Annotated in this window: 28 protein-coding genes; 1 reads left to right on the forward strand and 27 read right to left on the reverse strand. The window is 65.9% G+C overall.

Annotation, left to right across the window (positions count from 1 at the left end; genetic code table 11):
• Positions 1-16 precede the first annotated feature (16 nt).
• The 13 genes from ACWPW1_RS16950 to trmJ form a co-directional block, all read right to left on the reverse strand.
• Complete coding sequence (locus ACWPW1_RS16950) at positions 17-994, reverse strand: RodZ domain-containing protein (protein ID WP_434774818.1); 978 nt, start codon at positions 992-994, stop codon at positions 17-19.
• Positions 991-1761: a type IV pilus biogenesis/stability protein PilW gene (gene pilW / locus ACWPW1_RS16955; protein ID WP_059315829.1), complete on the reverse strand. Its 771-nt coding sequence runs from the start codon at positions 1759-1761 to the stop codon at positions 991-993. The genes ACWPW1_RS16950 and pilW overlap by 4 nt, the downstream gene beginning before the upstream one ends.
• 10 nt (positions 1762-1771) lie before the next feature.
• Positions 1772-2911, reverse strand: a complete 1140-nt coding sequence (gene rlmN / locus ACWPW1_RS16960) for a 23S rRNA (adenine(2503)-C(2))-methyltransferase RlmN (protein ID WP_059315830.1) — start codon at positions 2909-2911, stop codon at positions 1772-1774.
• 93 nt (positions 2912-3004) lie between these two features.
• Entirely contained in the window at positions 3005-3436 is a 432-nt protein-coding gene (ndk, locus tag ACWPW1_RS16965; RefSeq protein WP_007162425.1) for a nucleoside-diphosphate kinase, read from the reverse strand.
• A gap of 91 nt (positions 3437-3527) precedes the next feature.
• Positions 3528-3728: a Fe-S cluster assembly protein IscX gene (gene iscX, locus ACWPW1_RS16970; protein WP_017639750.1), complete on the reverse strand. Its 201-nt coding sequence runs from the start codon at positions 3726-3728 to the stop codon at positions 3528-3530.
• 11 nt (positions 3729-3739) lie between these two features.
• Positions 3740-4078, reverse strand: a complete 339-nt coding sequence (fdx, locus tag ACWPW1_RS16975) for an ISC system 2Fe-2S type ferredoxin (protein WP_017639751.1) — start codon at positions 4076-4078, stop codon at positions 3740-3742.
• A 7-nt stretch (positions 4079-4085) separates the two neighbouring features.
• A complete protein-coding gene (hscA, locus tag ACWPW1_RS16980) occupies positions 4086-5945 on the reverse strand; it encodes a Fe-S protein assembly chaperone HscA (protein ID WP_454253495.1) in 1860 nt (619 codons plus the stop codon).
• A 45-nt stretch (positions 5946-5990) separates the two neighbouring features.
• Positions 5991-6512 carry a co-chaperone HscB gene (gene hscB / locus ACWPW1_RS16985; protein ID WP_059315832.1) on the reverse strand — a complete coding sequence of 174 codons (522 nt, stop codon included), beginning with the start codon at positions 6510-6512 and terminating at the stop codon, positions 5991-5993.
• 8 nt (positions 6513-6520) lie between these two features.
• On the reverse strand, positions 6521-6844 hold the full coding sequence (gene iscA, locus ACWPW1_RS16990; RefSeq protein ID WP_007162420.1) for an iron-sulfur cluster assembly protein IscA: 324 nt from the start codon (positions 6842-6844) through the stop codon (positions 6521-6523).
• Positions 6845-6853: 9 nt separating this feature from the next.
• A complete protein-coding gene (gene iscU, locus ACWPW1_RS16995) occupies positions 6854-7240 on the reverse strand; it encodes a Fe-S cluster assembly scaffold IscU (protein WP_007162419.1) in 387 nt (128 codons plus the stop codon).
• 27 nt (positions 7241-7267) lie between these two features.
• Positions 7268-8482 (reverse strand): IscS subfamily cysteine desulfurase, encoded by a 1215-nt coding sequence (locus ACWPW1_RS17000; protein ID WP_059315833.1) that lies wholly within the window; start codon positions 8480-8482, stop codon positions 7268-7270.
• Between the two features lie 31 nt (positions 8483-8513).
• Positions 8514-9011, reverse strand: a complete 498-nt coding sequence (iscR, locus tag ACWPW1_RS17005; protein ID WP_059315834.1) for a Fe-S cluster assembly transcriptional regulator IscR — start codon at positions 9009-9011, stop codon at positions 8514-8516.
• 84 nt (positions 9012-9095) lie between these two features.
• Complete coding sequence (gene trmJ, locus ACWPW1_RS17010; RefSeq protein ID WP_454253496.1) at positions 9096-9884, reverse strand: tRNA (cytosine(32)/uridine(32)-2'-O)-methyltransferase TrmJ; 789 nt, start codon at positions 9882-9884, stop codon at positions 9096-9098.
• 140 nt (positions 9885-10024) lie between these two features.
• Between trmJ and suhB the strand changes: the two genes are divergently transcribed.
• Complete coding sequence (suhB, locus tag ACWPW1_RS17015; protein WP_059315836.1) at positions 10025-10840, forward strand: type III secretion system regulator SuhB; 816 nt, start codon at positions 10025-10027, stop codon at positions 10838-10840.
• A gap of 94 nt (positions 10841-10934) precedes the next feature.
• On the opposite strand, the gene ACWPW1_RS17020 is transcribed toward suhB, so the two are convergent.
• The 14 genes from ACWPW1_RS17020 to ACWPW1_RS17085 all read right to left on the reverse strand — a co-directional run bounded on the left by ACWPW1_RS17020 (position 10935) and on the right by ACWPW1_RS17085 (position 22631).
• Positions 10935-11339: a ClpXP protease specificity-enhancing factor gene (locus ACWPW1_RS17020; protein WP_158892868.1), complete on the reverse strand. Its 405-nt coding sequence runs from the start codon at positions 11337-11339 to the stop codon at positions 10935-10937.
• A gap of 11 nt (positions 11340-11350) precedes the next feature.
• Positions 11351-11965 carry a glutathione S-transferase N-terminal domain-containing protein gene (locus ACWPW1_RS17025; protein WP_059315838.1) on the reverse strand — a complete coding sequence of 205 codons (615 nt, stop codon included), beginning with the start codon at positions 11963-11965 and terminating at the stop codon, positions 11351-11353.
• A 73-nt stretch (positions 11966-12038) separates the two neighbouring features.
• Entirely contained in the window at positions 12039-12704 is a 666-nt protein-coding gene (locus ACWPW1_RS17030) for a cytochrome c1 (protein ID WP_454253497.1), read from the reverse strand.
• Positions 12701-13894, reverse strand: a complete 1194-nt coding sequence (locus ACWPW1_RS17035) for a cytochrome b (protein WP_454253498.1) — start codon at positions 13892-13894, stop codon at positions 12701-12703. The genes ACWPW1_RS17030 and ACWPW1_RS17035 overlap by 4 nt, the downstream gene beginning before the upstream one ends.
• On the reverse strand, positions 13891-14469 hold the full coding sequence (petA, locus tag ACWPW1_RS17040) for a ubiquinol-cytochrome c reductase iron-sulfur subunit (protein WP_454253499.1): 579 nt from the start codon (positions 14467-14469) through the stop codon (positions 13891-13893). Before petA ends, ACWPW1_RS17035 begins: the two co-directional genes overlap by 4 nt.
• On the reverse strand, positions 14466-15488 hold the full coding sequence (murB, locus tag ACWPW1_RS17045; RefSeq protein ID WP_454253500.1) for a UDP-N-acetylmuramate dehydrogenase: 1023 nt from the start codon (positions 15486-15488) through the stop codon (positions 14466-14468). The genes petA and murB overlap by 4 nt, the downstream gene beginning before the upstream one ends.
• Positions 15478-15945, reverse strand: coding sequence for a low molecular weight protein-tyrosine-phosphatase (locus ACWPW1_RS17050; protein WP_454253938.1), 468 nt, complete (start codon positions 15943-15945; stop codon positions 15478-15480). The genes murB and ACWPW1_RS17050 overlap by 11 nt, the downstream gene beginning before the upstream one ends.
• 6 nt (positions 15946-15951) lie before the next feature.
• Positions 15952-16716 carry a 3-deoxy-manno-octulosonate cytidylyltransferase gene (kdsB, locus tag ACWPW1_RS17055; protein ID WP_454253501.1) on the reverse strand — a complete coding sequence of 255 codons (765 nt, stop codon included), beginning with the start codon at positions 16714-16716 and terminating at the stop codon, positions 15952-15954.
• Positions 16713-16898 (reverse strand): Trm112 family protein, encoded by a 186-nt coding sequence (locus ACWPW1_RS17060; RefSeq protein ID WP_059232294.1) that lies wholly within the window; start codon positions 16896-16898, stop codon positions 16713-16715. The genes kdsB and ACWPW1_RS17060 overlap by 4 nt, the downstream gene beginning before the upstream one ends.
• A gap of 14 nt (positions 16899-16912) precedes the next feature.
• Positions 16913-17920, reverse strand: coding sequence for a tetraacyldisaccharide 4'-kinase (gene lpxK, locus ACWPW1_RS17065; protein WP_454253502.1), 1008 nt, complete (start codon positions 17918-17920; stop codon positions 16913-16915).
• Complete coding sequence (locus tag ACWPW1_RS17070; RefSeq protein WP_059315846.1) at positions 17917-18357, reverse strand: ExbD/TolR family protein; 441 nt, start codon at positions 18355-18357, stop codon at positions 17917-17919. Before ACWPW1_RS17070 ends, lpxK begins: the two co-directional genes overlap by 4 nt.
• Positions 18354-18989, reverse strand: coding sequence for a MotA/TolQ/ExbB proton channel family protein (locus tag ACWPW1_RS17075; RefSeq protein ID WP_059315847.1), 636 nt, complete (start codon positions 18987-18989; stop codon positions 18354-18356). The genes ACWPW1_RS17070 and ACWPW1_RS17075 overlap by 4 nt, the downstream gene beginning before the upstream one ends.
• A gap of 48 nt (positions 18990-19037) precedes the next feature.
• Positions 19038-21278 carry a DNA internalization-related competence protein ComEC/Rec2 gene (locus ACWPW1_RS17080; protein WP_454253503.1) on the reverse strand — a complete coding sequence of 747 codons (2241 nt, stop codon included), beginning with the start codon at positions 21276-21278 and terminating at the stop codon, positions 19038-19040.
• 111 nt (positions 21279-21389) lie between these two features.
• The gene (locus tag ACWPW1_RS17085; RefSeq protein WP_454253504.1) at positions 21390-22631 is read right to left on the reverse strand and encodes a lipoprotein-releasing ABC transporter permease subunit; all 1242 of its coding nucleotides are present in this window, start codon (positions 22629-22631) and stop codon (positions 21390-21392) included.
• Positions 22632-22636: the final 5 nt, after the last annotated feature.

Below are 22636 nucleotides of genomic sequence, written 5' to 3' on the forward strand. Positions count from 1 at the left end.
ATGAGGTCGCCGGACGTCATTGTCCGGCCTGACCGAGTTTGATGCGGGCGGTCTCGCCCTTGGTGAAGGGCGCAAGGTCGACGACCTGACCGTTGTAGGTGATCTGGGCACCGCGTGCGAAGCCGAGACGGATGTTCACGGGCGGTTTGATCGAGGCGTAGTCGAGGCTCTCGCCACCCTTTTTCACACCGCTGAAGAGAATCTTGCCCGTGCTGTCGCTGACCTGCGTCCAGCAGTTGGCCGTGAAGCGGATGCTCAGGCTGTCGCTACCCGTGGTGGACGAGGCAGCCGCCGCAGTCGTCGGGCTGGCCGACGGCGTGGTGGCTGGTGCAGTGGTGGCTGGCGCGCTCGTCCCCGTCGTCGGCGTCGGTGCCGGCATCTCGCTCGGCGTGGTCATGGCGGCGATGGCGTTGGTGTCGGGCGTGGGCGTACCCACCGGCGACGGCACGCCCGGCGCCGGTGGCTGGGTGGCGACCGGGGGCTGCTCTTCCGGCTCGTCGATGGGATGAATCTCGGTCTTGCCATCGGCGCCCTCGACCTCGACATGCTCCATGCTCACGGCACTGCTGCTGGAGGCCTGACGGCTGCGCTCCTGCCACCAGAACAGACCCATGGCGATGAACAGCACCACGAGGATGAAACTGACGAACCTGAGGACATTGCGCGACAGCCGCACCGGCTCGTCGAGGCGTCCCAGGCTGTGGACCGTACTCCCCTTGGCATCGGTGCCGGTATAGCCATCGAAGGTACGCACCAGTTCGACCTGGTCCAGGCCAAGCAACTTGCCATAGGCCTTGGTGTAGCCGCGGGCGAAGGTGTGCCCCGGCATCTGCTGATAGTTGCCGGTTTCGAGCTGCTCGATGATGCGCTCGCTAAGATTGAGATTCTGGGCAACTTGAGCCTGGCTCCAGCCAAGCGCCAGGCGCTTTTGACGCAAGATCTCACCGGGATTACCCCGTCCGGCGTGTACCGCTTCGGATTGCACTGCGGTCATTTCTGCTCCGACTGAAGTTGACGATATTCAGGTGAGTTCGGGTACAGGCGCTTCAGCTGCAGGGCATAACTCGCGGCGGTGTTGCGGTCGTTGAACACTTCGGCGAGGCGGATCCCGAGCAAGAGGCTGCGGGCATCCTGGGGACTGAGCTGGCTGAAGGCCTGGTAATAGTTCCGGGACGGCACATAGTCGCGCGTCTGGTAGGCCAGTTGAGCCAATTCGAACAGAGCCCTGGGCTGATTGCGATCCAGTCGCAGGGATTTTTCCAGATTTTCCTTGCCCAAGTCGACCTGATTGAGTCGCAGGGCGGTCAGGCCGAGATTCTCGAACACCCGGGCGCGCTCGGGGTACAGGCTGTCCTCGGCGGCCTGGGTGAAGCGCTCATAGGCATCCTTGTAGCGCCCCTGCTCATAGAGGAAGCTGCCGTAGTTGTTGAGGATGCGTGCATCGTGGGGCCGCTCGCGCAGAGCCAGGCGATACTCCTGATCCGACAGTTCCGTCTCGCCCTGGGCCTGGAAGACCAGCCCCAGCGCGGCATGGGCGTCGGCGCTGGAGGAATCCAGCTCCAGGGCCTTTTTCAGCGGCACCTTGGCCTGTTCGGTATTGCCCTGCTGGACATAGCCGAGGCCGAGCTGGATATAGGCATCACGCGCCTGCATCCGCCCCTGGCGGGTATCCATGGGATTGCGATCACCCTCGGTCACGCAGCCGGCGAGGCCGCCGACCACCAGGGCGAGCGCGACAGCCGCAAAGCGCGTGATCGCCATGGTCGCGCCCTCAGCCCTGGAGTGGCGTCACGGTTTCGGCACCGTCGAGCTGGCGGACGGCGATGTAACGCTGGCTACGGCGGGTACGGTCCATGACCTGCCCCACCAGCTGACCGCAGGCGGCGTCAATATCGTCGCCACGGGTGGTACGCACCGTGACGTTGAAACCGGCCTGCTGCAGCAGCTCCTGGAAACGACGGGTTGCGTTCTTGCTCGGCCGCTCGTATCCGGAGTGCGGGAAGGGATTGAAGGGAATCAGGTTGATCTTGCAGGGCACGTTGCGCAGCAGCTCGATCATCTGCAGCGCGTGCTCGGGCAGGTCGTTGACGTCCTTGAGCAGGGTGTACTCGATGGTCAGGACACGCTTCTCGCCCAGTTGCCCGATGTATCTCTGGCAGGCATCGAGCAGCATGGCCAACGGATACTTGCGGTTGATCGGCACCAGCTCATTGCGCAGCTCGTCGTTGGGCGCGTGCAGCGACAGCGCCAGGGAGACGTCGATGTGCTTGGCCAGCTCCTCGATCATCGGCACCACGCCCGAGGTGGACAGGGTGACCTTGCGCTTGGAGATGCCGTAGCCGAGGTCGTCCATCATGATGCGCATGGCGGAGACGACGTTGTCGAAGTTCAGCAACGGCTCGCCCATGCCCATCATCACCACGTTGGTGATGGCGCGGTCGATCTTGGCCGGTACGCTGCCAAAGGACTTGTTGGCGATCCACACCTGGCCGATCACTTCAGCGGCGGTGAGGTTGCTGTTGAAACCCTGCTTGCCAGTGGAGCAGAAGCTGCAGTCCAAGGCGCAACCAGCCTGGGACGACACGCACAGGGTGCCACGGCCGTTCTGCGGAATGTAGACGGTCTCGACGCAGCTGCCGGAGGCGACGCGGATCACCCACTTGCGGGTGCCGTCGCGGGAGATATCTTCGCTGACGATCTCGGGCCCACGGATCTCCGCGGCAGCCTTGAGCTTTTCCTTGAGCGCCTTGCCCAGGTTGCTCATGGCGTCGAAATCGTCGATGCCGAAGTGATGGATCCACTTCATGACCTGGCCGGCGCGAAAGCGCTTCTCCCCGATGGACTCGAAGAACGACTCGAGTTGCGGCTGGGTCAGGCCCAGCAGATTGACCTTATCGGTGGCTGTGGTCATGGGATCACCTCGACGAAATCTGTTTGAAGCCCGCGCGAGGCGCGGGCGGTGCCAGGAAGGCGGGCTGGCCGCTTCCCTGGCCGGCGCTCATCCTTAGCGGATGCGCTCGCAGACTTCGGTAGCTGCGAAGAAGTAGGAGATCTCGCGAGCGGCGGACGCTTCGGAATCCGAACCATGGACGGCGTTTTCGTCGATGGAGACGGCGAAGTCGGCACGGATGGTACCGGCGTCGGCTTTCTTGGGATCGGTAGCGCCCATCAGCTCACGGTTCTTGGCGATGGCGTTGTCGCCTTCCAGCACCTGAACCACGACCGGACCGGAAGTCATGAAGGAGACCAGATCCTTGAAGAAGGGACGCTCTTTGTGTTCGGCGTAGAAGCCACCGGCTTCGCGCTCGGACAGCTGGACCATCTTGGCAGCGACGACGCGCAGGCCAGCCTTCTCGAAGCGGGTGACGATCTCACCGACGACATTCTTGGATACGGCATCGGGCTTGATGATCGACAGGGTACGTTGAACAGACATGTGAACTCCGAATGTGGGAATAGAGCAAAAACGAAACCCGCGGATTATACGCGGGTCCCGGTGAAAAGCGTAGCGCGGTACGGGCGATGCGTCAGGCGGACTCGTCGATCCAGGCGGCCTGGATGGCCTCCAGCACCTTCTCGCCACCGCGCTGGGGATCGTCGTCGAACTCCGGCAGGTCCACGACCCAGTTACGCAGCTTGACGAAGTTCACGTAGCGCGGATCCACGTCGGGATGGGCGTCGTTGAGTTCGATGGCGATATCCAGCACATCGGTCCATTTCAGTGCCATGACAGCTGTCCTCAGTGACCTTCGGAAACCTGGTTGATGGTGTAGCGCGGAATCTCCACCACCAGGTCTTCGCTGCCAACGACCGCCTGGCAGGACAGGCGCGAACGCATTTCCAGGCCCCAGGCCTTGTCCAGCATGTCGTCCTCGAGTTCATCGGAAGGTTCGAGGGAGTCGAAGCCTTCCTGGACGACCACGTGACAGGTGGTGCAGGCACAGGACATCTCGCAGGCGTGCTCGATGTCGATGCCGTTGCGCATGGCCGCGGCGATGATGGTTTCGCCTTCGCTGGCTTCGAAGACCGCGCCCTCGGGGCAGTGCTCGGCGTGGGGCAGCAGGGTGATCTGCGGCATGATGGAACTACTCCTCGATATCGTTGAGACGGCGACCCGCCAGGGCCGCCTTGACCGAGGCGTTCATCCGCCGGGCGGCGAAGGCATCGGTCACCTGAGAAAGACGCTTGGTCTGCTCTTCGAGCGCCTGGACGTCAGTGGCTTCCAGCAGCTCGGCCAGCCGGCCAATTTCCAGCTCGATCACCTGACGCTCCTCGGCGTCCAGCAACCGCTCGCCATCGGTGGCGACCGCGGCGGTGACCGCCTCGATCAACCGCCGCGCCTCGACCTGCTGCTCACGCAGCGCGCGGGCCTGCATGTCGTCGCCGGCGTGACGGAAGGAATCCTGCAGCATATTGGCGATCTCGCCATCGGTCAGACCGTAGGACGGCTTGACCTGGACACTGGCTTCCACCCCACTGGACAACTCACGCGCACTGACGCCGAGCAGGCCGTCGGCGTCGACCTGGAAGGTGACGCGGATCTTGGCCGCACCGGCGACCATGGGTGGGAAGCCGCGCAGCTCGAAGCGGGCCAGCGAGCGGGCGTCCTTGACCAGTTCGCGCTCGCCTTGCAGCACATGCACCAGCATGGCGGTCTGGCCGTCGCGATAGGTGGTGAAGTCCTGCCCCCGCGCCACCGGGATGGTGGTGTTGCGCGGAATGATCTTCTCCATCAGGCCGCCCATGGTCTCGAGCCCCAGGGACAGCGGGATGACGTCCAGCAACAGCAGTTCTTCGCCGGCACGATTGCCGGCCAGGGAATCGGCCTGCAGGGCAGCGCCGATGGCGACCACGCGATCCGGATCGATATCGGTGAGCGGGGTGCACTCGAACAGTTCGCCCACGGCTTCGCGCACATAGGGCACGCGGGTGGAACCACCGACCATGACCACGGCGGAGATCTCCGCCGGCTCCACTTCCGCATCACGCAGGGCACGGCGGCAGGCCTTGAGGCTGCGCGCGACCAGCGGGGCGATGAGCTCTTGGAAGGTGCTGCGCTCCAGCACGCCCGACCAGTCGCCATGGCTGACCTCGACGCGCTCGGCGGCTGACAGGGCTTCCTTGGCGGCGCAAGCGCTCTGCAGCAGACGCCGCTGAGTGCCCGGATCCAGATCGCTGGACAGGCCGGCCTGCTGGACGATCCAGCCGGCGATGGCATGATCGAAATCGTCGCCACCCAGGGCGCTGTCGCCGCCGGTGGCCATGACCTCGAAGACACCACGGGTCAGGCGCAGAATGGAGATATCGAAGGTACCGCCACCCAGGTCATAGATGGCGACCACGCCCTCCTCGCCCCGATCCAGGCCATAGGCCACGGCCGCGGCGGTGGGTTCGTTGAGCAGGCGCAGCACGTTCAGCCCGGCGAAGCGGGCGGCGTCCTTGGTGGCCTGACGCTGGGCGTCGTCGAAATAGGCCGGCACGGTGATGACGGCGCCGACCAGTTCGCCGCCAAGGCTGGCTTCGGCCCGCTCGCGCAGCACCCGCAGGATGTCCGCGGACACCTCTACCGGACTCTTGCGCCCGGCGGCGGTATCGATGAAGGGCATTTCCGATTCACCAGCGACGAAGCGATAGGGCAACTGCTCACCCAGCTGCTTGACGTCGGCGATGCCACGCCCCATGAGGCGCTTGACGGAAAGGATGGTATTGAAGGGATCCTGGGCGGCAGCGGCCTTGGCGCCCACCCCCACTTCCACACCGTCGACGGCGTAGCGCACGGCGGACGGCAGGATCACCTCGCCCTGCAGATCGGGCAGGGTCTCGGCCACGCCACTGCGGACGGCGGCCACGAGGGAATTGGTAGTGCCCAGATCGATGCCCACCGCCAGCTTGCGCTGGTGCGGCTTGGGCGCCATTCCGGGTTCGGCTATCTGCAATAGAGCCATTGGCTAGTCGGCTTATGGTTGTCGGTGCCTGAGCGACACCTGTGATTAATCGTCCAGACGCTCTTCGAGCTGGCGGATCTCGCTGGCCAGCTTGTCGAGAAACTGCATGCGACGGACCAGGCGTTCGGCAGGCTCGCGCTGGGCGGGATCCTGCCAGATAGCGGCAAAGGCCTGCTCAATGTCGCGCTGCGCGTCCTTGAGACGCTGGCGGAAGGCGGGAATGCTCGCGCTGTCGCCGGCGTCCTGCAGGTCTTCCAACTCCTCGCGCCACTGCAATTGCTGCATGAGGAAATCGGTATCCTGGATGGTCGCTTCGAGCGGCATCTCGTGCCCTTCGAGCTCCAGCAGATAACGCGCACGGCGCGACGGCGCGCGCAGCACGTGATAGGCCTCATTGAGCTCCGCCGATCGCTCCAGCGCCTGGCGACGTTCGCGCTCGGGCGCATCGGCGAAACGATCCGGATGGATCGTGCGGGCCAGGTCGCGATAACGCGAGGCCAGACCCGCTTGATCGATCTCGAAGGCAGGCACGAGCTCGAACAGCGCAAAGTGACAGGGCTTACCCATGGAAGGCCTCAGATGTTGAAGCTTTCGCCGCAGCCACACTCGCCACGCACGTTGGGATTGTTGAACTTGAAGCCCTCGTTGAGGCCTTCACGCACGAAATCCAGCTCGGTGCCGTCCAGGTAGACCAGGCTCTTGGGGTCGATGATGACCTTGACGCCATGGCTTTCGAACACCTGATCCTCGGCCGCGAATTCGTCGACGAACTCGAGTACGTAGGCCAGTCCCGAGCAACCCGTGGTACGAACGCCCAGGCGGATGCCCTCACCCTTGCCGCGCCCATCAAGGGACCGCTGCACGTGACGGGCGGCGGACTCGGTCATGCTGATCGCCATGGATCCTCCTTAGAGCAGGCCTTTCTTCTGCTTGTAGTCGCTTACCGCCGCCTTGATGGCGTCTTCGGCAAGCACCGAGCAGTGGATCTTCACCGGCGGCAAGGCCAGTTCTTCGGCGATCATGCTGTTCTTGATCGACGCCGCTTCCTCGATGCTCTTGCCCTTCATCCACTCGGTGGCCAGGGAGCTGGAAGCGATGGCGGAGCCACAGCCGTAGGTCTTGAACTTGGCATCTTCGATGATGCCCTGCTCGTTAACCTTGATCTGCAGACGCATCACGTCGCCGCAGGCCGGAGCGCCGACCATGCCGGTACCGACATCGGGATCAGCCGCGTCGAACTTGCCGACGTTGCGCGGGTTTTCGTAGTGGTCGATGACCTTTTCACTGTATGCCATGGTTCAATCCTCGCTTATCAGGGTGGGTCAGTGGGCTTGCCACTCGACCTGACTCAGGTCTACGCCTTCTTTGAACATGTCCCACAGTGGAGACAATTCGCGCAACTTGTTGACGGCTTCGGTGACCTTGCTCGCGGCATAGTCAACGTCTTCTTCGGTGGTGAAGCGACCGAAGGTGAAACGGATGGAGCTGTGCGCCAGCTCGTCATTGCGGCCCAGGGCACGCAGGACGTAGGACGGCTCCAGGGACGCCGAGGTACAGGCCGAACCGGACGACACCGCCAGATCCTTGAGCGCCATGATTAGCGACTCGCCTTCGACGTAGTTGAAGCTCAGGTTCAGGTTGTGCGGCACACGATGGATCAGGCTGCCGTTCAGGTAGACCTCTTCCAGGCCTTCGAACTGACGGTAGAAACGATCGCTCAGGGCCTTGATACGGACGTTTTCCTGCGCCATCTCTTCCTTGGCGATGCGGAAGGCTTCGCCCATGCCGACGATCTGGTGGGTCGCCAGGGTGCCGGAACGCATACCGCGCTCGTGACCGCCACCGTGGGTCTGGGCCTCGATACGAACGCGCGGCTTGCGGCTGACGTAGAGCGCGCCAATGCCCTTGGGACCATAGGTCTTGTGCGCCGAGAAGGACATCATGTCGACCTTGAGCTTTTGCAGATCGATGTCGACCTTGCCGGTGGACTGAGCGGCATCGACGTGGAAGAGCACACCCCGGGAGCGGGTCAGCTCGCCGATGGCAGCGATGTCGTTGACGGTGCCGATCTCGTTGTTGACGTGCATGATGGACACCAGGGTGGTGTCGTCACGCAGGGCCGCCTCGACCATGTCGGGGGTGATCAGGCCATCTTCGCCCGGCTCGAGGTAGGTCACCTCGAAGCCTTCGCGCTCGAGCTGACGGGTGGTGTCCAACACCGCCTTGTGCTCGATCTTGGAGGTGATCAGGTGCTTGCCCTTGTTCTGGTAGAAGTGCGCGGCGCCCTTGATGGCCAGGTTGTCGGACTCGGTGGCACCGGAGGTCCAGACAATCTCGCGCGGGTCGGCGTTGACCAGTTCGGCCACCTGACGACGGGCGTTTTCCACCGACTCCTCGGCCTTCCAGCCGAACAGGTGGGAGCGCGATGCGGGGTTGCCAAAGTTGCCGTCCACCAGCAGGCACTCGCTCATCTTCTGAGCGACGCGCGGATCGACGGGCGTGGTGGCGGAATAGTCTAGGTAGATCGGCAATTTCATCGGTTACTCCTAATCAGACGGGCGTCTCTGCTCAGTCGATGGTGGACGCTTCGATTTTTTCGACCGCTAACGGCGATTGCTTGCTGGCACAGACCTTGTTGTCCTGACGCTTGGCAACCTGCTGGATCTCGTTGCGGGCGACCAGGTCAGCCAGGGTGATGCCACTGAGAAAGGTGTGGATCTGATCGCTCAGATCGCACCAGAGGTGGTGGGTCAGGCAGGTATCGCCCTGATGACAGCCACCGCCGCCCTGGCAACGGGTGGCATCCACGGATTCATTGACGGCATCGATCACCTGCGCCACATGGATACCACCCATGTCGCGCGCCAGCTGATAACCACCGCCCGGACCGCGCACGCTGTTGACCAGCGAACCACGACGCAGACGTGCGAACAGCTGTTCCAGGTAGGACAGCGAGATGCCCTGCCGCTCGGAAATGTCGGCCAGCGACACCGGGCCGCGCTGGGCGTGCAGCGCCAGGTCGAGCATGGCGGTTACGGCATAGCGGCCTTTGGTGGTCAGTCTCATGACGAACTCGAGCGGGTTGCATCGGATGAGCTCGATTATCGGATTCCCGACAAAAAAGGTCAACTATAAAACCAACCAAATCACTCAGGCATTATCTATCGGAGGGATAGTCCGCGGGTGGGATTCGCCGCGGGCGGCCTTCTGGGTTTCGGTCAGGATGCCGCGCAGGATGTTCATCTCCAGCTTGCTGATGCCGGACCGCCCATAGAGGCGTCGCAAGCGACTCATCAGGTGGCGCGGCTTGGCCGGATCGAGGAAGCCGATCTCTACCAGGGTCTGCTCCAGGTGCTCGTAGTAGAGTTCCAGCTCCTCCACCGTCACCGGCTGGGTGTTGAGCATGGCGGTGGCTTCGACCTTGTTCATCTTGGTCGGCTGGTTCTGCGCGGCGAGCCAGGCCATGCGCACTTCGTACACCAGCACCTGGACCGCCGCGGCGAGGTTGAGCGAGCCGAAGGCCGAGTCCGAGGGGATGTGCACATGGTAATGGCAGCGCTGCAGCTCTTCGTTGGTGAGGCCGGCGTATTCACGCCCGAACACCAGGGCCACTTCGCCGCCCTGCTCCACCTGGGCCAGGGAAGTGGTGGCGCATTCGCGTGGATCCAGCAGCGGCCAGGGGATACGACGATCCCGGGCGCTGGTGCCCAGCACCAGGCTGCAGCCGGTCAAGGCCTCTTCCAGGGTGTCGACGACGATGGCGGCATCGAGCACGTCGTTGGCCCCGGAGGCACGGGCATTGGCTTCGCCGCTGGGAAAATCCTCGGGATCGACCAGATAGAGGCGCGACAGCCCCATGTTCTTCATAGCCCGGGCGGCACCGCCGATATTGCCGGGATGGCTGGTGTTGACCAGAACGACGCGGATGTTATTCAGCACGTGGCTATCCTCGAGCGGACGCGGGAAATCGGCGCCGTATACTACGCCCACACGCGCCCGCTTGCCACGAATACCCCTTCCAGCGCCGCGAAGTCTGCTATCATTGCCGGCTTTCCTTATACAACCCAGGTGATTTATCCATGCAGCCCATGCTGAACATCGCACTGCGCGCGGCCCGCAGCGCCGGTGAATTGATTTTCCGTTCGATTGAGCGCCTGGACGTTATCGCCGTCGACGAAAAAGGCGCCAATGACTTCGTTTCCGAAGTCGATCGCGCTGCCGAGCAGACCATTCTCGCCATCCTGCGCAAGGCCTACCCCACCCACGGCTTCTACGGTGAGGAATCCGGCTACCTGGCAGGCGAAGGCGAAGGCGCCGACTACGTCTGGATCGTCGACCCGCTGGATGGCACCACCAACTTCATCCGTGGCGTCCCGCACTTCTCGGTGAGCATCGCCTGCAAGTACAAGGGCCGCCTGGAACACGCCGTGGTCCTCGATCCGGTACGCCAGGAAGAATTCACCGCCAGCCGTGGCCGCGGTGCCGCCCTGAACGGTCGTCGCATCCGCGTCACCAACCGCCGCAGCCTGGAAGGCGCCCTGCTGGGCACCGGCTTTCCCTTCCGTGCCAATGACGTCGACCACCTGGACAACTACCTGGGCATGTTCCGCAGCCTGATCGGCCAGACCGCGGGCATCCGCCGCGCCGGTTCCGCCGCGCTGGACCTGGCCTATGTCGCCGCCGGTCGTTTCGATGCGTTCTGGGAAATGGGCCTGTCGGAGTGGGACATGGCTGCGGGCGCCCTGCTGGTGCAGGAAGCCGGTGGCCTGATCGGTGACTTCAACGGTGGCCACGACTTCCTCGAGAAGGGTCACATCGTCGCCGGCAATCCCAAGTGCTTCCGCGGTCTGCTGACCCAGATTCAGCCGCACCTGCCGGCGTCGCTCAAACGCTGAGCAGGTACCGGGCATGAAAAAGCCCCTGTCGGCGATGCTGACAGGGGCTTTTTCATGACTGCCGCAGAGAGGCTCCACGGCAGGCTGGCCAGGGTTACTTGACCACTTTCAGACTCGGCCGCGCGGGAGCTGGCTTCGGCGCCTCGGGCTTGCTGCCGCCGTTGTCGGGACCCTGGTCATCCGGCGGGCTGGGCTCGCTGTCGAAGACCATGCCCTGGCCATTCTCCCGGGCGTAGATGGCTAGAATGGCACCGATCGGAACGTAAAGATTGTAGGCCACACCGCCGAAGCGGCCGTTGAAGCTCACGGCTTCGTTGTCCATGTGCAGGTCACGCACGGCACTGGGCGAAGCGTTCAGCACGATCTGGCCGTCGTTGGCATAGCCCGGCGGCACGCGCACCTCGGCGTAGTCGGCGTTGACCAGCAGGTGAGGCGTGCAGTCGTTGTCCACGATCCACTCATAGAGCGCGCGGACCAGGTAGGGGCGACTGGAATTCATGGGGTTCTCCTCTAGCGCATCTCACGCTCGGTGACCGAAAGACTGGATCGGAAACTGTCGCGCGCGAACATACGATCCATGTAGTCCTGCAGCGGCTTTGCCGCTCGGGGCAATTCGATGCCCAGGCGCGGCAGTCGCCACAGGATGGGGAGCAGGCAACAGTCCACCAGGGAAAAGTCGTCGCTCAGAAAAAAGGGTTTTTCCGCGAAGATCGGCGCCACGCCGGTCAGGCTTTCCCGCAGTTCCTTGCGCGCGACAGCGAGATCGGCGCCCGGCGCGGCCTGCAGGATGGCGTCCACCAGGGTGCACCAGTCGCGCCCGATGCGGTGCATCAGCAGCCGCGACTGACCGCGGGTGACCGGATAGGCCGGCAGCAGCGGCGGATGCGGATAGCGTTCTTCGAGGTACTCCATGAGCACCTCGGTACCGTAGAGCACCAGGTCGCGATCCATCAGCGTCGGCACGGTGCCATAGGGATTGTGCTCTGCCAGCTGCCGGGGACACTCGCCGCGGCGCACGGCGATGAATTCGCACTCGACGTTCTTTTCCGCCAGTATCAGACGGATCCGGTGGCTGTAGTGATCCTCGGGATCATGGAAACAGGTCAGGCGGGTTATGGCGCCCATGGGTCCCTCCCCCGTCAGGGGCGAAGCTGCAAAGGGGGGGATTATCTCGCACCTTGCCGCCTGCCACCTAGTCTCATCGCTCACTGTCGGGCAATCGCCGCCAGAATTCGCGCTTGAGCCAGAAGGCCAGGACGGCGAACAGCAGCAGATAACCCAGCACCCAGGGCGCGAGACGCCAGGCCAGGCTGCGCTCGGGCGCCGCCGAATAGCTCAGGTAGGCGACCAGGTCCTCGACGGTGCGGGCGAACTGCTCGGGCGTCTGGGCGCCGCTGCCCGGCTCGAGGCGCAGCACGCAGCGTCCTTGGCTGCAGTCGTGCAGCTGACGCCCGCGCAGGGCGGCCAGGACGTCCGGCATGCGAGTGCCGGGCGCCGTGAGGTTATCGACGCCGAGCGGACGTCCGGGCGCCACATAGAACTCCTGCAGGAAGGCACGCAACCAGGCATCGCCACGCACGGCGGCGATGAGGGTGAGATCCGGCGGCACGCTGCCAAAGGCGCGGCGGGCGTCCTCGGGCTTGAGCAGGCCTAGCATGGGCGCGCTGGCGGTACGCCCGGGCGCCCAGCTGGCGAGATCGAGGTGGAGATCGGCGGCGACGCGGTCGAAGCGCTGGTACTCCTGGCCGTGGCAGGCCAGGCAGTAGCGACCGAAGGTGATGGCACCCACCCGGGGATCGCCTTCGGCGCCGAGGGCCAGACCGCTGCAAAGCAGCAGCAGACCCAGCAGCAGGCCACGCATCATGACCTGAACTCCGGCGGCGTTCGCGGACGACCCAGGCGGCTGTACCAGGGCATGCCCAGCAGACTGGCGAAATAGAGCACGGCAGCCAGACGCGCCAGCAGCAGGCGCTCGTCGGTGAGGGCTGCCACGCCCAGCCCCCCCAGAGTGGCAAAGGCCAGACACGCCATATACAGCCCCAGCCGCGCCGGCCAGGCCTTGTGGCGTACCGAGCGGACCGCGCTGCGATCCAGCCAGGGCAGCACGAACAGCAGGGCGATGGCCAAGGCGGCCAGGCCAAGGCCGCCGGCTTTGCTCGGTACCGCCCGCAACAGCGCATAGAAGGCGGCTAGGTACCAGGGTGGGGCGATGTGCGCGGGCGTCACCAGCGGATCGGCGGGTTGCTGGTTGGCCGGCTCCAGCACCAGCCCGCCCAGGTCCGGCGCCAGGAGCACCACGCCCAGGAACACCAGCAGGAAGACCACCAGGCCGCAGAGGTCCTTGAGGGTCAGGTAGGGGTGGAAAGGCACCCCTGCCGCGCCGCGCAGGTCGCGATCATCGCCCTCGGGATTGTTCGATCCGGTCTGGCGCAGGGCGACGACGTGCAGCGTCACCAGCATGACAATCAGCAGCGGCAGCCCTACCACATGCAGGGCCTGGAAGCGGCGCAGGGTGGCATCGGACAGCACCACCCCGCCCCGCAGCAGATCGGCCAGGGTCGGGCCAACCACAGGTACCGCCTCGACCGCGCTGAGGGACACCTGGGCGCCCCAGTAGGAGAGCTGCCCCCAGGGCAGCAGATAGCCGAAGAAGGCCTGGGCCAGCAGCAGCACATAGAGCAGCACGCCAAAGGTCCAGACCAGTTCGCGCGGCGCGCGATAGGAGCCATAGAGCAGGCCCCGCAGCATGTGCAGATAGAGGCAAACGAACAGCGCCGAGGCACCCACCGCATGCAGATAGCGGATCAGCCAGCCGAAGGGCACCTCGCGCATGAACAGCTGGACCGAGGCGAAGGCGCCCTTCACTGTCGGCTCGTAGCCGAACAGCAGCCAGAGCCCCGTCAGCACCTGCAGCGCCAGGATGAAGACCAGCAGCGAACCGAACAGATAGAAGACGTTGAGGTTGCGGGGTACCCGGTATTCGCTGATATGGCGTCGCCAGAAGGCTCCGATCGGCAGCCGTCGCTCCAGCCACCCGGGCTCGTTGTCGTTCATGTCGCCCCCTCCCCATCGCTGCCGATCACCAGCAGGTTGTCGCCCCGGAAATGATAGGGCGGCACGGCGAGATTCAAGGGCGCGGGCTGGTCACGATAGACCCGGCCGGCGAGATCGAATTGGGAGCCATGGCAGGGGCACAGATAACCCCCCTCCCGGTCCGTCCCGGACGGCGCCAGGGAGGGAATGCAGCCGAGGTGGGTGCAGATGGCGGTGACAACGAAAATGTCCGGCCGCCGAGATCTCAGACGCGGATCGACATAGGGTGGCTGGCTGGATTCCCGGGAATCCGGGTCGGCCAGCCCTGCCTGGTCCGCCAGGAGTCGGGCCTGGTCCGCGGCGCTGCGACGCAGGACGCAGACCGGCTGGCCGCGCCACTGCAGCGTGAGCTGTTCACCTTCGCGCAACGCTTTGAGATCCACCTCGACCGGCGCCGCCGCCGCCTCCGCCGAACGACTGGGCCGCAGGGCGCAGACGAAGGGCACACTGCCCGCCACCAGTCCCAGGCCGCCCACGGCAGAGGTGGTGGCGATCAGCAGACGGCGGCGTTGGGCATCGGGCGAGTCATCGGTCACGTCAGGCTTCCCGGCTCCATGTCCAGCGTCACCCCGAAGCGCTCCCGCACCGAGACGCGAATGCGCTCCGCCAGGGCCAGGACGTCACGGCTGCTGGCGCCGCCGAAGTTGACCAGCACCAGCGCCTGGGCGGCATGCACCCCCACTGGGCCCTCGCGATGCCCCCGCCAGCCAGCCTGGTCGATCAGCCAGCCGGCGGCCAGCTTGACCGTGCCGTCGGCCTGGGGATAGGTCGGCAGGGACGGATAGCGTTGCTGCAGCGCGGCAGCTTCGGCGGCCGTCACCACGGGATTCTTGAAGAAGCTGCCGGCATTGCCCAGCACCGCGGGGTCGGGCAGCTTGCTCTGGCGGATGCTGCAGATGGCCGCACTCACGGTCTCAGGCGTCGGCTGCGTGACGCCAGCCTCGGCCAGGGCCTGGCGCACAGGACCATAGTCGAGCACCAGCCGCGGCTGGCGACTGAGATGGAAGCGCACCCGCAGGACGATCCAGCGGCCGGCCTCGGCCTTGAAGCGGCTTTCGCGATAGGCGAAGGCGCAGTCGTCCGCGGTCAGGTCGTGAAGTTCGCCACTGTGGCGATCGAGCGCCGTCACCCCGGCGCATCTGTCCTTGAGCTCGACGCCATAGGCGCCGATGTTCTGGATCGGTGAGGCACCGACGGTACCCGGGATCAGGCTGAGATTTTCCAGGCCGTACCAGCCGTTGGCCAGGGTGGCCATGACGAAGGGATGCCAGGGCTCACCGGCTTCGGCCTCCACCAGCAGGGCATCGCCCTCCTCCGCCAGCAGGCGAATACCGCGGGACGTCAGCCGCAGCACCAGACCCTCGACCCGTTCGGGCAGGACCAGATTGCTGCCACCGCCCAGCACCCGTAGCGGCGCGCCAAGCTGCTGCGCCAAGGTCAGGGCCTCGTGGACCTCGGCATCGCTCGCGGCTTCCAGATAGCGCTCGGCTTCCGCCACCAGGCCGAAGGTGTTGAGCCCCTGCAAGGGGACCTGCTGTTGCACCTCAGCGACCATGACGGGCAGCCACCTCGGCGACCAGGCCATCGCAGGCACTGTCCAGCAGGTCCAGGACGCGCTCGAAGCCGGCCGCGCCGCCGTAGTAGGGATCGGGCACCTCATCCACCGCCAGCCCCTGACGCGCCAGGAACAGCTCGGGTACCGCACCCTGGTCGGGGCGCAGCTGTTCCAACCAGGCGAGATTGTCCTGGTCCATGGCCAGGATCAGGTCGAAGCGCTGGAAATCGTCCGTGGTTACCTGGCGCGCGCGCAGGCCGCTGATGTCATAGCCGCGCCCCGCAGCGGCCTGGATGGCGCGGGAATCCGGGGCCTTGCCGACATGCCAGTCACCGGTACCGGCCGAGTCCAGCGTCACCGCCTCGGCCAGGCCCGCGGCGTCCAGCTTGGTCCTTAGGATGCCCTCAGCCGTGGGTGAGCGACAGATGTTGCCCATGCAAACGAACAGGATACGCAGGGTCATCTAGGCTCCCAGCAGGCGTCTTACGCGCTCGAGGTCTTCAGCGGTATCCACGCCCGCCTGGGGCGCTTCCAGGGCATCGGCGACATGGATGCGCACGCCGTGCCAGAGGGCACGCAGCTGCTCCAGGGCTTCGGTCTCCTCCAGGGCGCAGGGGCCCCAGCTGACGAAGTCGGCGAGAAAGCCGGCGCGATAGGCGTAGATGCCGATATGACGGCGATAGGGAAAACCCTGGGGCATCTGCGAACGATCACCGGCGAAGGCATTGCGGGCCCAGGGCAGCGGCGCCCGGCTGAAGGTCAGCGCCAGGCCGTTCACGTCGGTGGCCACCTTGACCACGTTGGGATTGAACAGGCTGTCGACCTCCTGGATCGGCTCGGCCAGGGTAGCCACGCCGGCCTCGGGATGGGCGGCGAGATTGGTGGCCACCTGATCGATCACCGCGGGCGGAATCAGCGGCTCATCGCCCTGGACATTGACCACCAGCGCATCGTCGGCCAGGCCGAGCAGCTCAGCCACCTCGGCCAGGCGATCGGTACCGGAGGCGTGGTCGGCCCGGGTCAGCAGCACCCGGGCACCAAAGCCTTCGCAGGCGCGCAGGATATCCTCGTGGTCGGTCGCCACCACCACCTGCTCGGCGCCACTGCGCCGGGCCTGTTCCCAGACGTGCTGGATCATCGGCTTGCCGGCGATGTCGAGCAGCGGCTTGTTGGGCAGCCGCGTGCTGGCAAGGCGCGCCGGGATGACGACGGTGAAGGCGGTGCTCATTTATCCAGGCGCTCGTCCGTGGTGATGACGCGTGCCTCGCTTTCCAGCATCACCGGGATGCCGTCGCGAATCGGGAAGGCCAGGCCCGCGGCCTTGCTGATGAGTTCGGTCTTGTCGTCGCTCAAGATCAGCGGGCTCTTGGTCAGGGGGCAGGCGAGGATGTCCAGCAGCTTGAGATCCATGGGCGATTGTTCCGTCAGTGAGAGTGTTCGGGCAGGAGTCGAGCGAGACGCCCATCCAGCCAGGCGACGAAAGCGGCCGAGGGCTGGGCGTCCACCGCCAGGTACCACCAGTCGGCGGCGGCGAAGGGCCGACACTTGACCGCGTCCTTCTCGGTCATCACCAGCGGCAGCTCGGGCGTGAAGGCCAGGTCCGCAGCGCTGTAGCTGGCGTGATCGGCGAAGGCATGGGGCAACGGCTGCCAGTGTAGTCCTTCGAGGGTAGCGAAGAAACGTCCGGGGTTGCCGATGCCGGCCAGGGCATGCAGGCGCTGCCCTGGCGGAAAGAAGTCCAGCGGCCGGGTCTCGCCGCTACGCAGATTGACCAGGGCGCTGGGCTGCAGGGTCAGGCCGAAGCCGGCGGCAGGATCGGTCGCGGCGCCGTTGTGGATCACGGCATCCACCTCGGCCAGGCGCTCCAGGGGTTCGCGCAAGGGGCCGGCCGGCAGGCAGCGCCCGTTGCCGAAGCCCCGCGCCGCATCGACCATGACCAGCTCCAGATCCCGGGCCAGACGATAGTGCTGCAGACCGTCGTCGCTGAGGATGACATCGAGCGCTTCCTCAGCGAGCAATCGCTCGACCGCGCGACCGCGGTCGGGATCCGTCACCAGCGGCACCCCGGTGCGCTGCACGATGAGCAGCGGCTCGTCGCCGGCGATGGCGGCGGTGTCGGTGATCCGTACCCGCCAGGGCAGGCTCGGCGGCGTGGCGCCATAGCCCCGGCTGACCACCCCGACCCTCAGACCGCGCGCGCGCAGATGGTCGATCAGCCAGAGGATCATGGGCGTCTTGCCGGTCCCGCCAACGGTGAGATTGCCGACCACGATGACCGGGACGGGCGCCCGATGGATGCTGCCCTGCCCCGCCAGGAAGCGCTGGCGCTTGCGCTGGGCTATCTGCCGATAGAGGGCTTCGAGCGGCGTCAGCAGACCCAAGGCCGGATGCCCTGCATACCAGGCACGAACCAGACGTTCGCCCAGGCTCACGGGCGTTTCGCCTGGGCCTCGAGGGTGGTGATGCGTAGCTGGCTGAAGCCCAGCTTGCCGGCGGCATCCATGGCCATGACCACCGCCTGGTGGGTGGCGCGGCCATCGGCGGTGATCACCAGCGGCAGGCTGTTGTCGCCGCCGGATTCCCGCTGCAGCGCGGTGGTCAGGCCGGTCAGATCGTTGCGTGCCAGGGTCTGGCCGTTGAGCGCCATCTGGCCTTCGGCGGTGATGCTGATTTCCAGGGTCTTGCCCTGGTTGGCGGCCGCCGCGGCGCTGTCGGCCTCGGGCAGTTCGATCTTCAGCTGGCTGGGCTTGTTGAAGGTCGCGGTCACCACGAAGAACAACAGCAGGACGAAGATGACGTCGATGAAGGAGGCCAGGTTGATATAGACCTCTTCGCGAGCGGCGCCTCCGGCGCGGCGACGGAATTTCACGCCGGGGCTCCTTCGCGCACGTCCACCTCGCGATCGCCATGGAGGATGTCCACCAGCTTGACCGCTTCCTGTTCCATGCCCACCACCAGCTCGTCGACGCGACGCAGCAGATAGCGATGGAAGAACACCGCGGGAATCGCCACCAGCAGACCGGTGGCGGTGGTGACCAGCGCCTTGGAGATACCGCCGGCGAGAATGGGCGCATTGGCCATGCCGTCGTTCATGAAGGCACTGAAGATGTCGATCATGCCGAATACCGTGCCCAGCAGCCCCATCAGCGGCGCCAACGCAGCGATGCTGCCGAGGGTATTGAGATAGCGCTCGAGGTCATGCACCACACGACTGCCGGCTTCCTCGATGGCTTCCTTCATGATGTCGCGACCATGGCGGGAATTGGTCAGGCCCGCAGCGAGGATGTCGCCCAGGGGCGATCCGGCGCGCAGTTCGCGCAGCCGTTCGGCGTTGAGCTGCTTGTCCTGGATCCAGCGCCAGACCTGGGCGAGCAGTGTGGGTGGTGCGACCCGGCTGCGCCTGAGGGTCCACAGCCGCTCGGCGATGATGGCCGTGGCCAGGATGGAACTGAGGATGATCGGCAGCATCATCCAGCCGCCAGCTTTGACCATTTCGAACACGAGACCGTTACCCCTGCCGCAAAATGCGGCCACTCTAGCACGAACGCCTTAGGGTGTCGGCGGGGGGATCCGCCACCAGTGACGCTCCAGGCGCTGACCGTGCGGCGCCTCCCAGCGCCCAAGCGTCCAGCTCAGGGCACCCAGCTCGGCCGTGTCATAGGGAATCACGCCACGTTCGCGATAGCGCTGCATCACCTGCGGATGCGGATGGCCATAGCGATTGTTCAGCCCGCGGGAGATCAGCACACCGCGCGGCTGGACGGCATCGATGAAGGCGGCGCTGGAACCGCTGCGACTGCCATGGTGCGGGGCGACGAGCCAATCCGCCGCCAAAGGCACGCCACTGGCCACCAGCTGGCCTTCGCGGCGGGCATCGATGTCGCCGGTCAACAGCAGGCGCTCGCCCCTGGCCTCGACGCTGAGTACACAGGAGGAGGCGTTGGAATCCGCATCAGGACGCCACCAGGTGGTGAAGGCGACCTCGTTCCATTGCCAATGGGCACCGTCTGCGCAGTCCTGGGCATGCAATTCCGGTTTCAGCCTACCTGCCTCACCGCTGAGCACTCGACCTGCTGGCAGGCCCCGGGCCACGGCCGGCGCACCGCCAGCGTGATCGGCATCGGCATGGCTGAGCAACATGATATTCAGGGCCCCGATGCCAGCAGCCGTCACGTTGGGCAGGACGACCCGAGCGCCGCTGTCATAGCTGCCCTGGCGCGGGCCGGCATCGTAGAGCAGCGCATGCTGCCGGGTACGTACCAGCACGGCCAGGCCCTGACCGACGTCCAGCAAGGTGATCCGCGCCAGCCCCTCCGCTGGTACGGGCGCCAGAGGAAACAGCCCGGGCAACATCAGCAGTGCGCCGAAGCCGCGCAGCGGCACACCCGCCGGCAGCAGGGCCAGCAACGCCCCGAGTCCCGCCAGCCACAGCGCCCAGGCCGGCGCGAGTACAGGCTGCCAGGCCGCGGCAAGGTGCGCCAATCCGCTCAATAGCCAGAGCAGTCCCTGCAGCAAGCCACCGGCCAGCAGGAGCGCGGGATCGCCCAGCGGCGACCACAGCAGGGATAGCAGCGTCCCCACCAGCGCCAGCGGCACGACCGCCATGTCCATCAGCGGCACGGCGACGGCGTTGGCCAGGGGACCGCTCAGGCTCAGTGGCAGGCCCAGTGCCAGCAGCAGCGGCGCCAGGCCCAGGGCCATGCACCATTGGGCCCGCCCCAGGGTGACCCACCAGGGCAGCTGTCCCAGACGGCCCGCGAAGCTCCACAGCAGCAACAGCACGGCGCCAAAGGACAACCAGAAGCCAGGCAGCAGGCTGACCAGGGGATTGGCCGCCAGGACCAGCACCAGGGCCAGCAGTACGGCATCAGCCAGCCGGACCTGCTGGCGCCCCAGCTGCCAAAGCAAGCCCAGGGTAACCATGACGCAGGCGCGCTGCACCGGCACCTCGAAACCGGCCAGCAGTCCGTAACCCAGCGCGGTGGCCACGGTCAGCACGGCGGCGGATAGCCGCCAGGGGAGTCGACTCGGCCAGTAGCCACGGCGCGCCAGGATGACCACCCCGGCATAGACGCCCAGGGCGATCAGGCCGATGTGCTGCCCGGAAATCACCATGAGGTGCACCGTGCCGGTGTCCTGGAACAGCTGCCATTGGCGGTCGCTGATCCCCGAGCCGTCGCCCACCACCAACGCGGCGAGCAATCCGCCCTGCCCGGCCGGATCCCGGGTCTGCAGGTATTGGCGGATACCATCGCGCCAGGTTGCCAGGCCACTGGCGGACTGCAGCCGCTGGCCATCCTTCACGCTACCGGTAGCCCCTATGCCCTGGGCCAGCAGCCAGGCCTCGCGGTCCTGGCCCAGGGCGTTGACCAGACCTGCCGGTCCGCGCAACTCCGCCGCCAGGCGCCAGCGCTCGCCGGTCAGGGGGCGAGGACCGCCGTGCCAGTTCAGGCGGATGTGCGCGGGCAGTTTGACGTCGCGCCGACTGGTCGCGCCACTGAGCACGAAGCCCACCGAGTCGGCATCCACCGCGGGCAGCCCGCTCACCTGGCCCTCGATCCACAATACCCGCTGCTCCAGCGCCGGATCCAGGCGATCCACCAGGGCCCCGTGCGCAGCGAGCAGCGCCCAGGCCAGGCCGAGCCCGCAGGCGCCGAGCACGAAGAAACGGGTGCCCAGCAGCACGATGGCGACCGAGGCGAGAGCCGCCAGCAGGGGCAGTGACGGTAGCGCGGCAAAGGCGCGCAGGAGCAGCACACCCAAGGCGAAGGCAAGCAGAGCGGCACGCATCAGGACTCCATCCGTGGAGAACCAGCAGGGCTTCAGATGCGCGGATTAGAGCAGTTGGAACGCAGAAGTGCCAGGGCCAGGGGCGTAAGGTCCGCCTGGCCCGGCAGGGGATCAGTCGTAGCGCAGGGCTTCGGCCGGCGAGGTGCGCGAGGCGCGCCAGGCGGGATAGAGGGTCGCCAGGAAACTCATGCTCAGGGCCGCCACGGCGATGAGTACCACGTCTTCCACTTCCAGCCGCGAGGGCAGGTTGCTGATGAAGTACATGTCGCCGCCGAACAGCTTGTGGCCGACCAGACGCTCTAGGGCGGCGATCCAGTGGCTGACGTTGAGCGCCGCGATGACGCCCAGCACGCCGCCGATCAGGGTACCGACCAGACCGATCACCGTGCCCTGGACCATGAACACCGCCATGATCTGCCCGGGCGTGGCGCCCAGGGTACGCAGGATGGCGATGTCGGCCTTCTTGTCGGCCACCACCATGATCAGGGTGGCGATGATGTTGAAGGCGGCCACCGCCACGATCAGCAGGAGCAGCAGGCCGATCATGGTCTTTTCCATCTGCATGGCCTGGAACAGGCTGCCCTGGGAGATCGTCCAGTCGCGTGCCTGGTAGCCCTCGCCCAGGGCCTTGGCCACGTCACGGGAGATACGGGGCGCCTGGAAGAGATCGTCCAGCGCCAGGCGGATGCTCTCCACCTGGCCCGGCTGCCAGCCTTTGAGCGGTGCGGCGTCGACCACGTTGATCAGCGCCAGGGAGGCGTCCAGCTCGGCGCCGACCTTGAAGGTGCCGACCACGGTGAAGCGGCGCAGGCGCGGGGTGATGCTGCCGGTGGCGCCAACCTCGGGGATGATCACCGTGACCTGGCTGCCCACTTCCAGCTGGAAGCGCCGGGCGGCGATCTCGCCCAGGACGATGCCGAATTCGCCCGGCTTGAGGGCGTCGAGGCTGCCCTGGGTCATGCGCTCGCCAACGATGGAAACGCGTTTCTCCTGGGCGGGATCGATACCGTCCACCAGCAGCGGTTGCATGCGACCGCGCACCGACAGCATGCCTTGCAACTGGGTGTAGGGCACCGCAGCCAGCACATGGGGTTGCTGCTCGGCCTTGGCCGCCAGCGGGCGCCAGTCGTCCAGCGGCTGGGCACCGCTGATGAAGGCATGGGGCACCATGCCGAGAATGCGGCCACGCATTTCCTCCTGGAAGCCGTTCATCACCGACAGCACCAGGATCATGGCCAGCACGCCCAGGGCCAGGCCGAACATGGAGACCAGCGAGAAGAAGGAGATGAACGACTTGCGCCGCTTGGCGCGGGTGTATCTCAGGCCGATGAACAGGGAGAGCGGTCTGAACATAACGA

Source organism: Pseudomonas sp. Marseille-Q7302 (assembly GCF_965111925.1).

What these genes read in the sequence shown, in the direction of transcription:
- ACWPW1_RS17060 (WP_059232294.1), bottom strand. Translation starts at nt 16,898, where the DNA reads ATGGATCTCAAGCTGCTGGACATCCTCGCCTGCCCCCTGACCAAGAGC.
- fdx (WP_017639751.1), bottom strand. Translation starts at nt 4,078, where the DNA reads ATGCCGCAGATCACCCTGCTGCCCCACGCCGAGCACTGCCCCGAGGGC.
- ACWPW1_RS17020 (WP_158892868.1), bottom strand. Translation starts at nt 11,339, where the DNA reads ATGAATTCCAGTCGCCCCTACCTGGTCCGCGCGCTCTATGAGTGGATC.
- hscB (WP_059315832.1), bottom strand. Translation starts at nt 6,512, where the DNA reads ATGGGTAAGCCCTGTCACTTTGCGCTGTTCGAGCTCGTGCCTGCCTTC.
- iscR (WP_059315834.1), bottom strand. Translation starts at nt 9,011, where the DNA reads ATGAGACTGACCACCAAAGGCCGCTATGCCGTAACCGCCATGCTCGAC.
- ACWPW1_RS17030 (WP_454253497.1), bottom strand. Translation starts at nt 12,704, where the DNA reads ATGATGCGTGGCCTGCTGCTGGGTCTGCTGCTGCTTTGCAGCGGTCTG.
- pilW (WP_059315829.1), bottom strand. Translation starts at nt 1,761, where the DNA reads ATGGCGATCACGCGCTTTGCGGCTGTCGCGCTCGCCCTGGTGGTCGGC.
- ACWPW1_RS17000 (WP_059315833.1), bottom strand. Translation starts at nt 8,482, where the DNA reads ATGAAATTGCCGATCTACCTAGACTATTCCGCCACCACGCCCGTCGAT.
- suhB (WP_059315836.1), top strand. Translation starts at nt 10,025, where the DNA reads ATGCAGCCCATGCTGAACATCGCACTGCGCGCGGCCCGCAGCGCCGGT.
- ndk (WP_007162425.1), bottom strand. Translation starts at nt 3,436, where the DNA reads ATGTCTGTTCAACGTACCCTGTCGATCATCAAGCCCGATGCCGTATCC.
- ACWPW1_RS17035 (WP_454253498.1), bottom strand. Translation starts at nt 13,894, where the DNA reads ATGAACGACAACGAGCCCGGGTGGCTGGAGCGACGGCTGCCGATCGGA.
- ACWPW1_RS17025 (WP_059315838.1), bottom strand. Translation starts at nt 11,965, where the DNA reads ATGGGCGCCATAACCCGCCTGACCTGTTTCCATGATCCCGAGGATCAC.
- ACWPW1_RS17085 (WP_454253504.1), bottom strand. Translation starts at nt 22,631, where the DNA reads ATGTTCAGACCGCTCTCCCTGTTCATCGGCCTGAGATACACCCGCGCC.
- iscX (WP_017639750.1), bottom strand. Translation starts at nt 3,728, where the DNA reads ATGGCACTGAAATGGACCGATGTGCTGGATATCGCCATCGAACTCAAC.
- iscU (WP_007162419.1), bottom strand. Translation starts at nt 7,240, where the DNA reads ATGGCATACAGTGAAAAGGTCATCGACCACTACGAAAACCCGCGCAAC.
- ACWPW1_RS16950 (WP_434774818.1), bottom strand. Translation starts at nt 994, where the DNA reads ATGACCGCAGTGCAATCCGAAGCGGTACACGCCGGACGGGGTAATCCC.
- murB (WP_454253500.1), bottom strand. Translation starts at nt 15,488, where the DNA reads ATGGTCGCTGAGGTGCAACAGCAGGTCCCCTTGCAGGGGCTCAACACC.
- iscA (WP_007162420.1), bottom strand. Translation starts at nt 6,844, where the DNA reads ATGGCGATCAGCATGACCGAGTCCGCCGCCCGTCACGTGCAGCGGTCC.
- rlmN (WP_059315830.1), bottom strand. Translation starts at nt 2,911, where the DNA reads ATGACCACAGCCACCGATAAGGTCAATCTGCTGGGCCTGACCCAGCCG.
- ACWPW1_RS17080 (WP_454253503.1), bottom strand. Translation starts at nt 21,278, where the DNA reads ATGCGTGCCGCTCTGCTTGCCTTCGCCTTGGGTGTGCTGCTCCTGCGC.
- hscA (WP_454253495.1), bottom strand. Translation starts at nt 5,945, where the DNA reads ATGGCTCTATTGCAGATAGCCGAACCCGGAATGGCGCCCAAGCCGCAC.
- kdsB (WP_454253501.1), bottom strand. Translation starts at nt 16,716, where the DNA reads ATGAGCACCGCCTTCACCGTCGTCATCCCGGCGCGCCTTGCCAGCACG.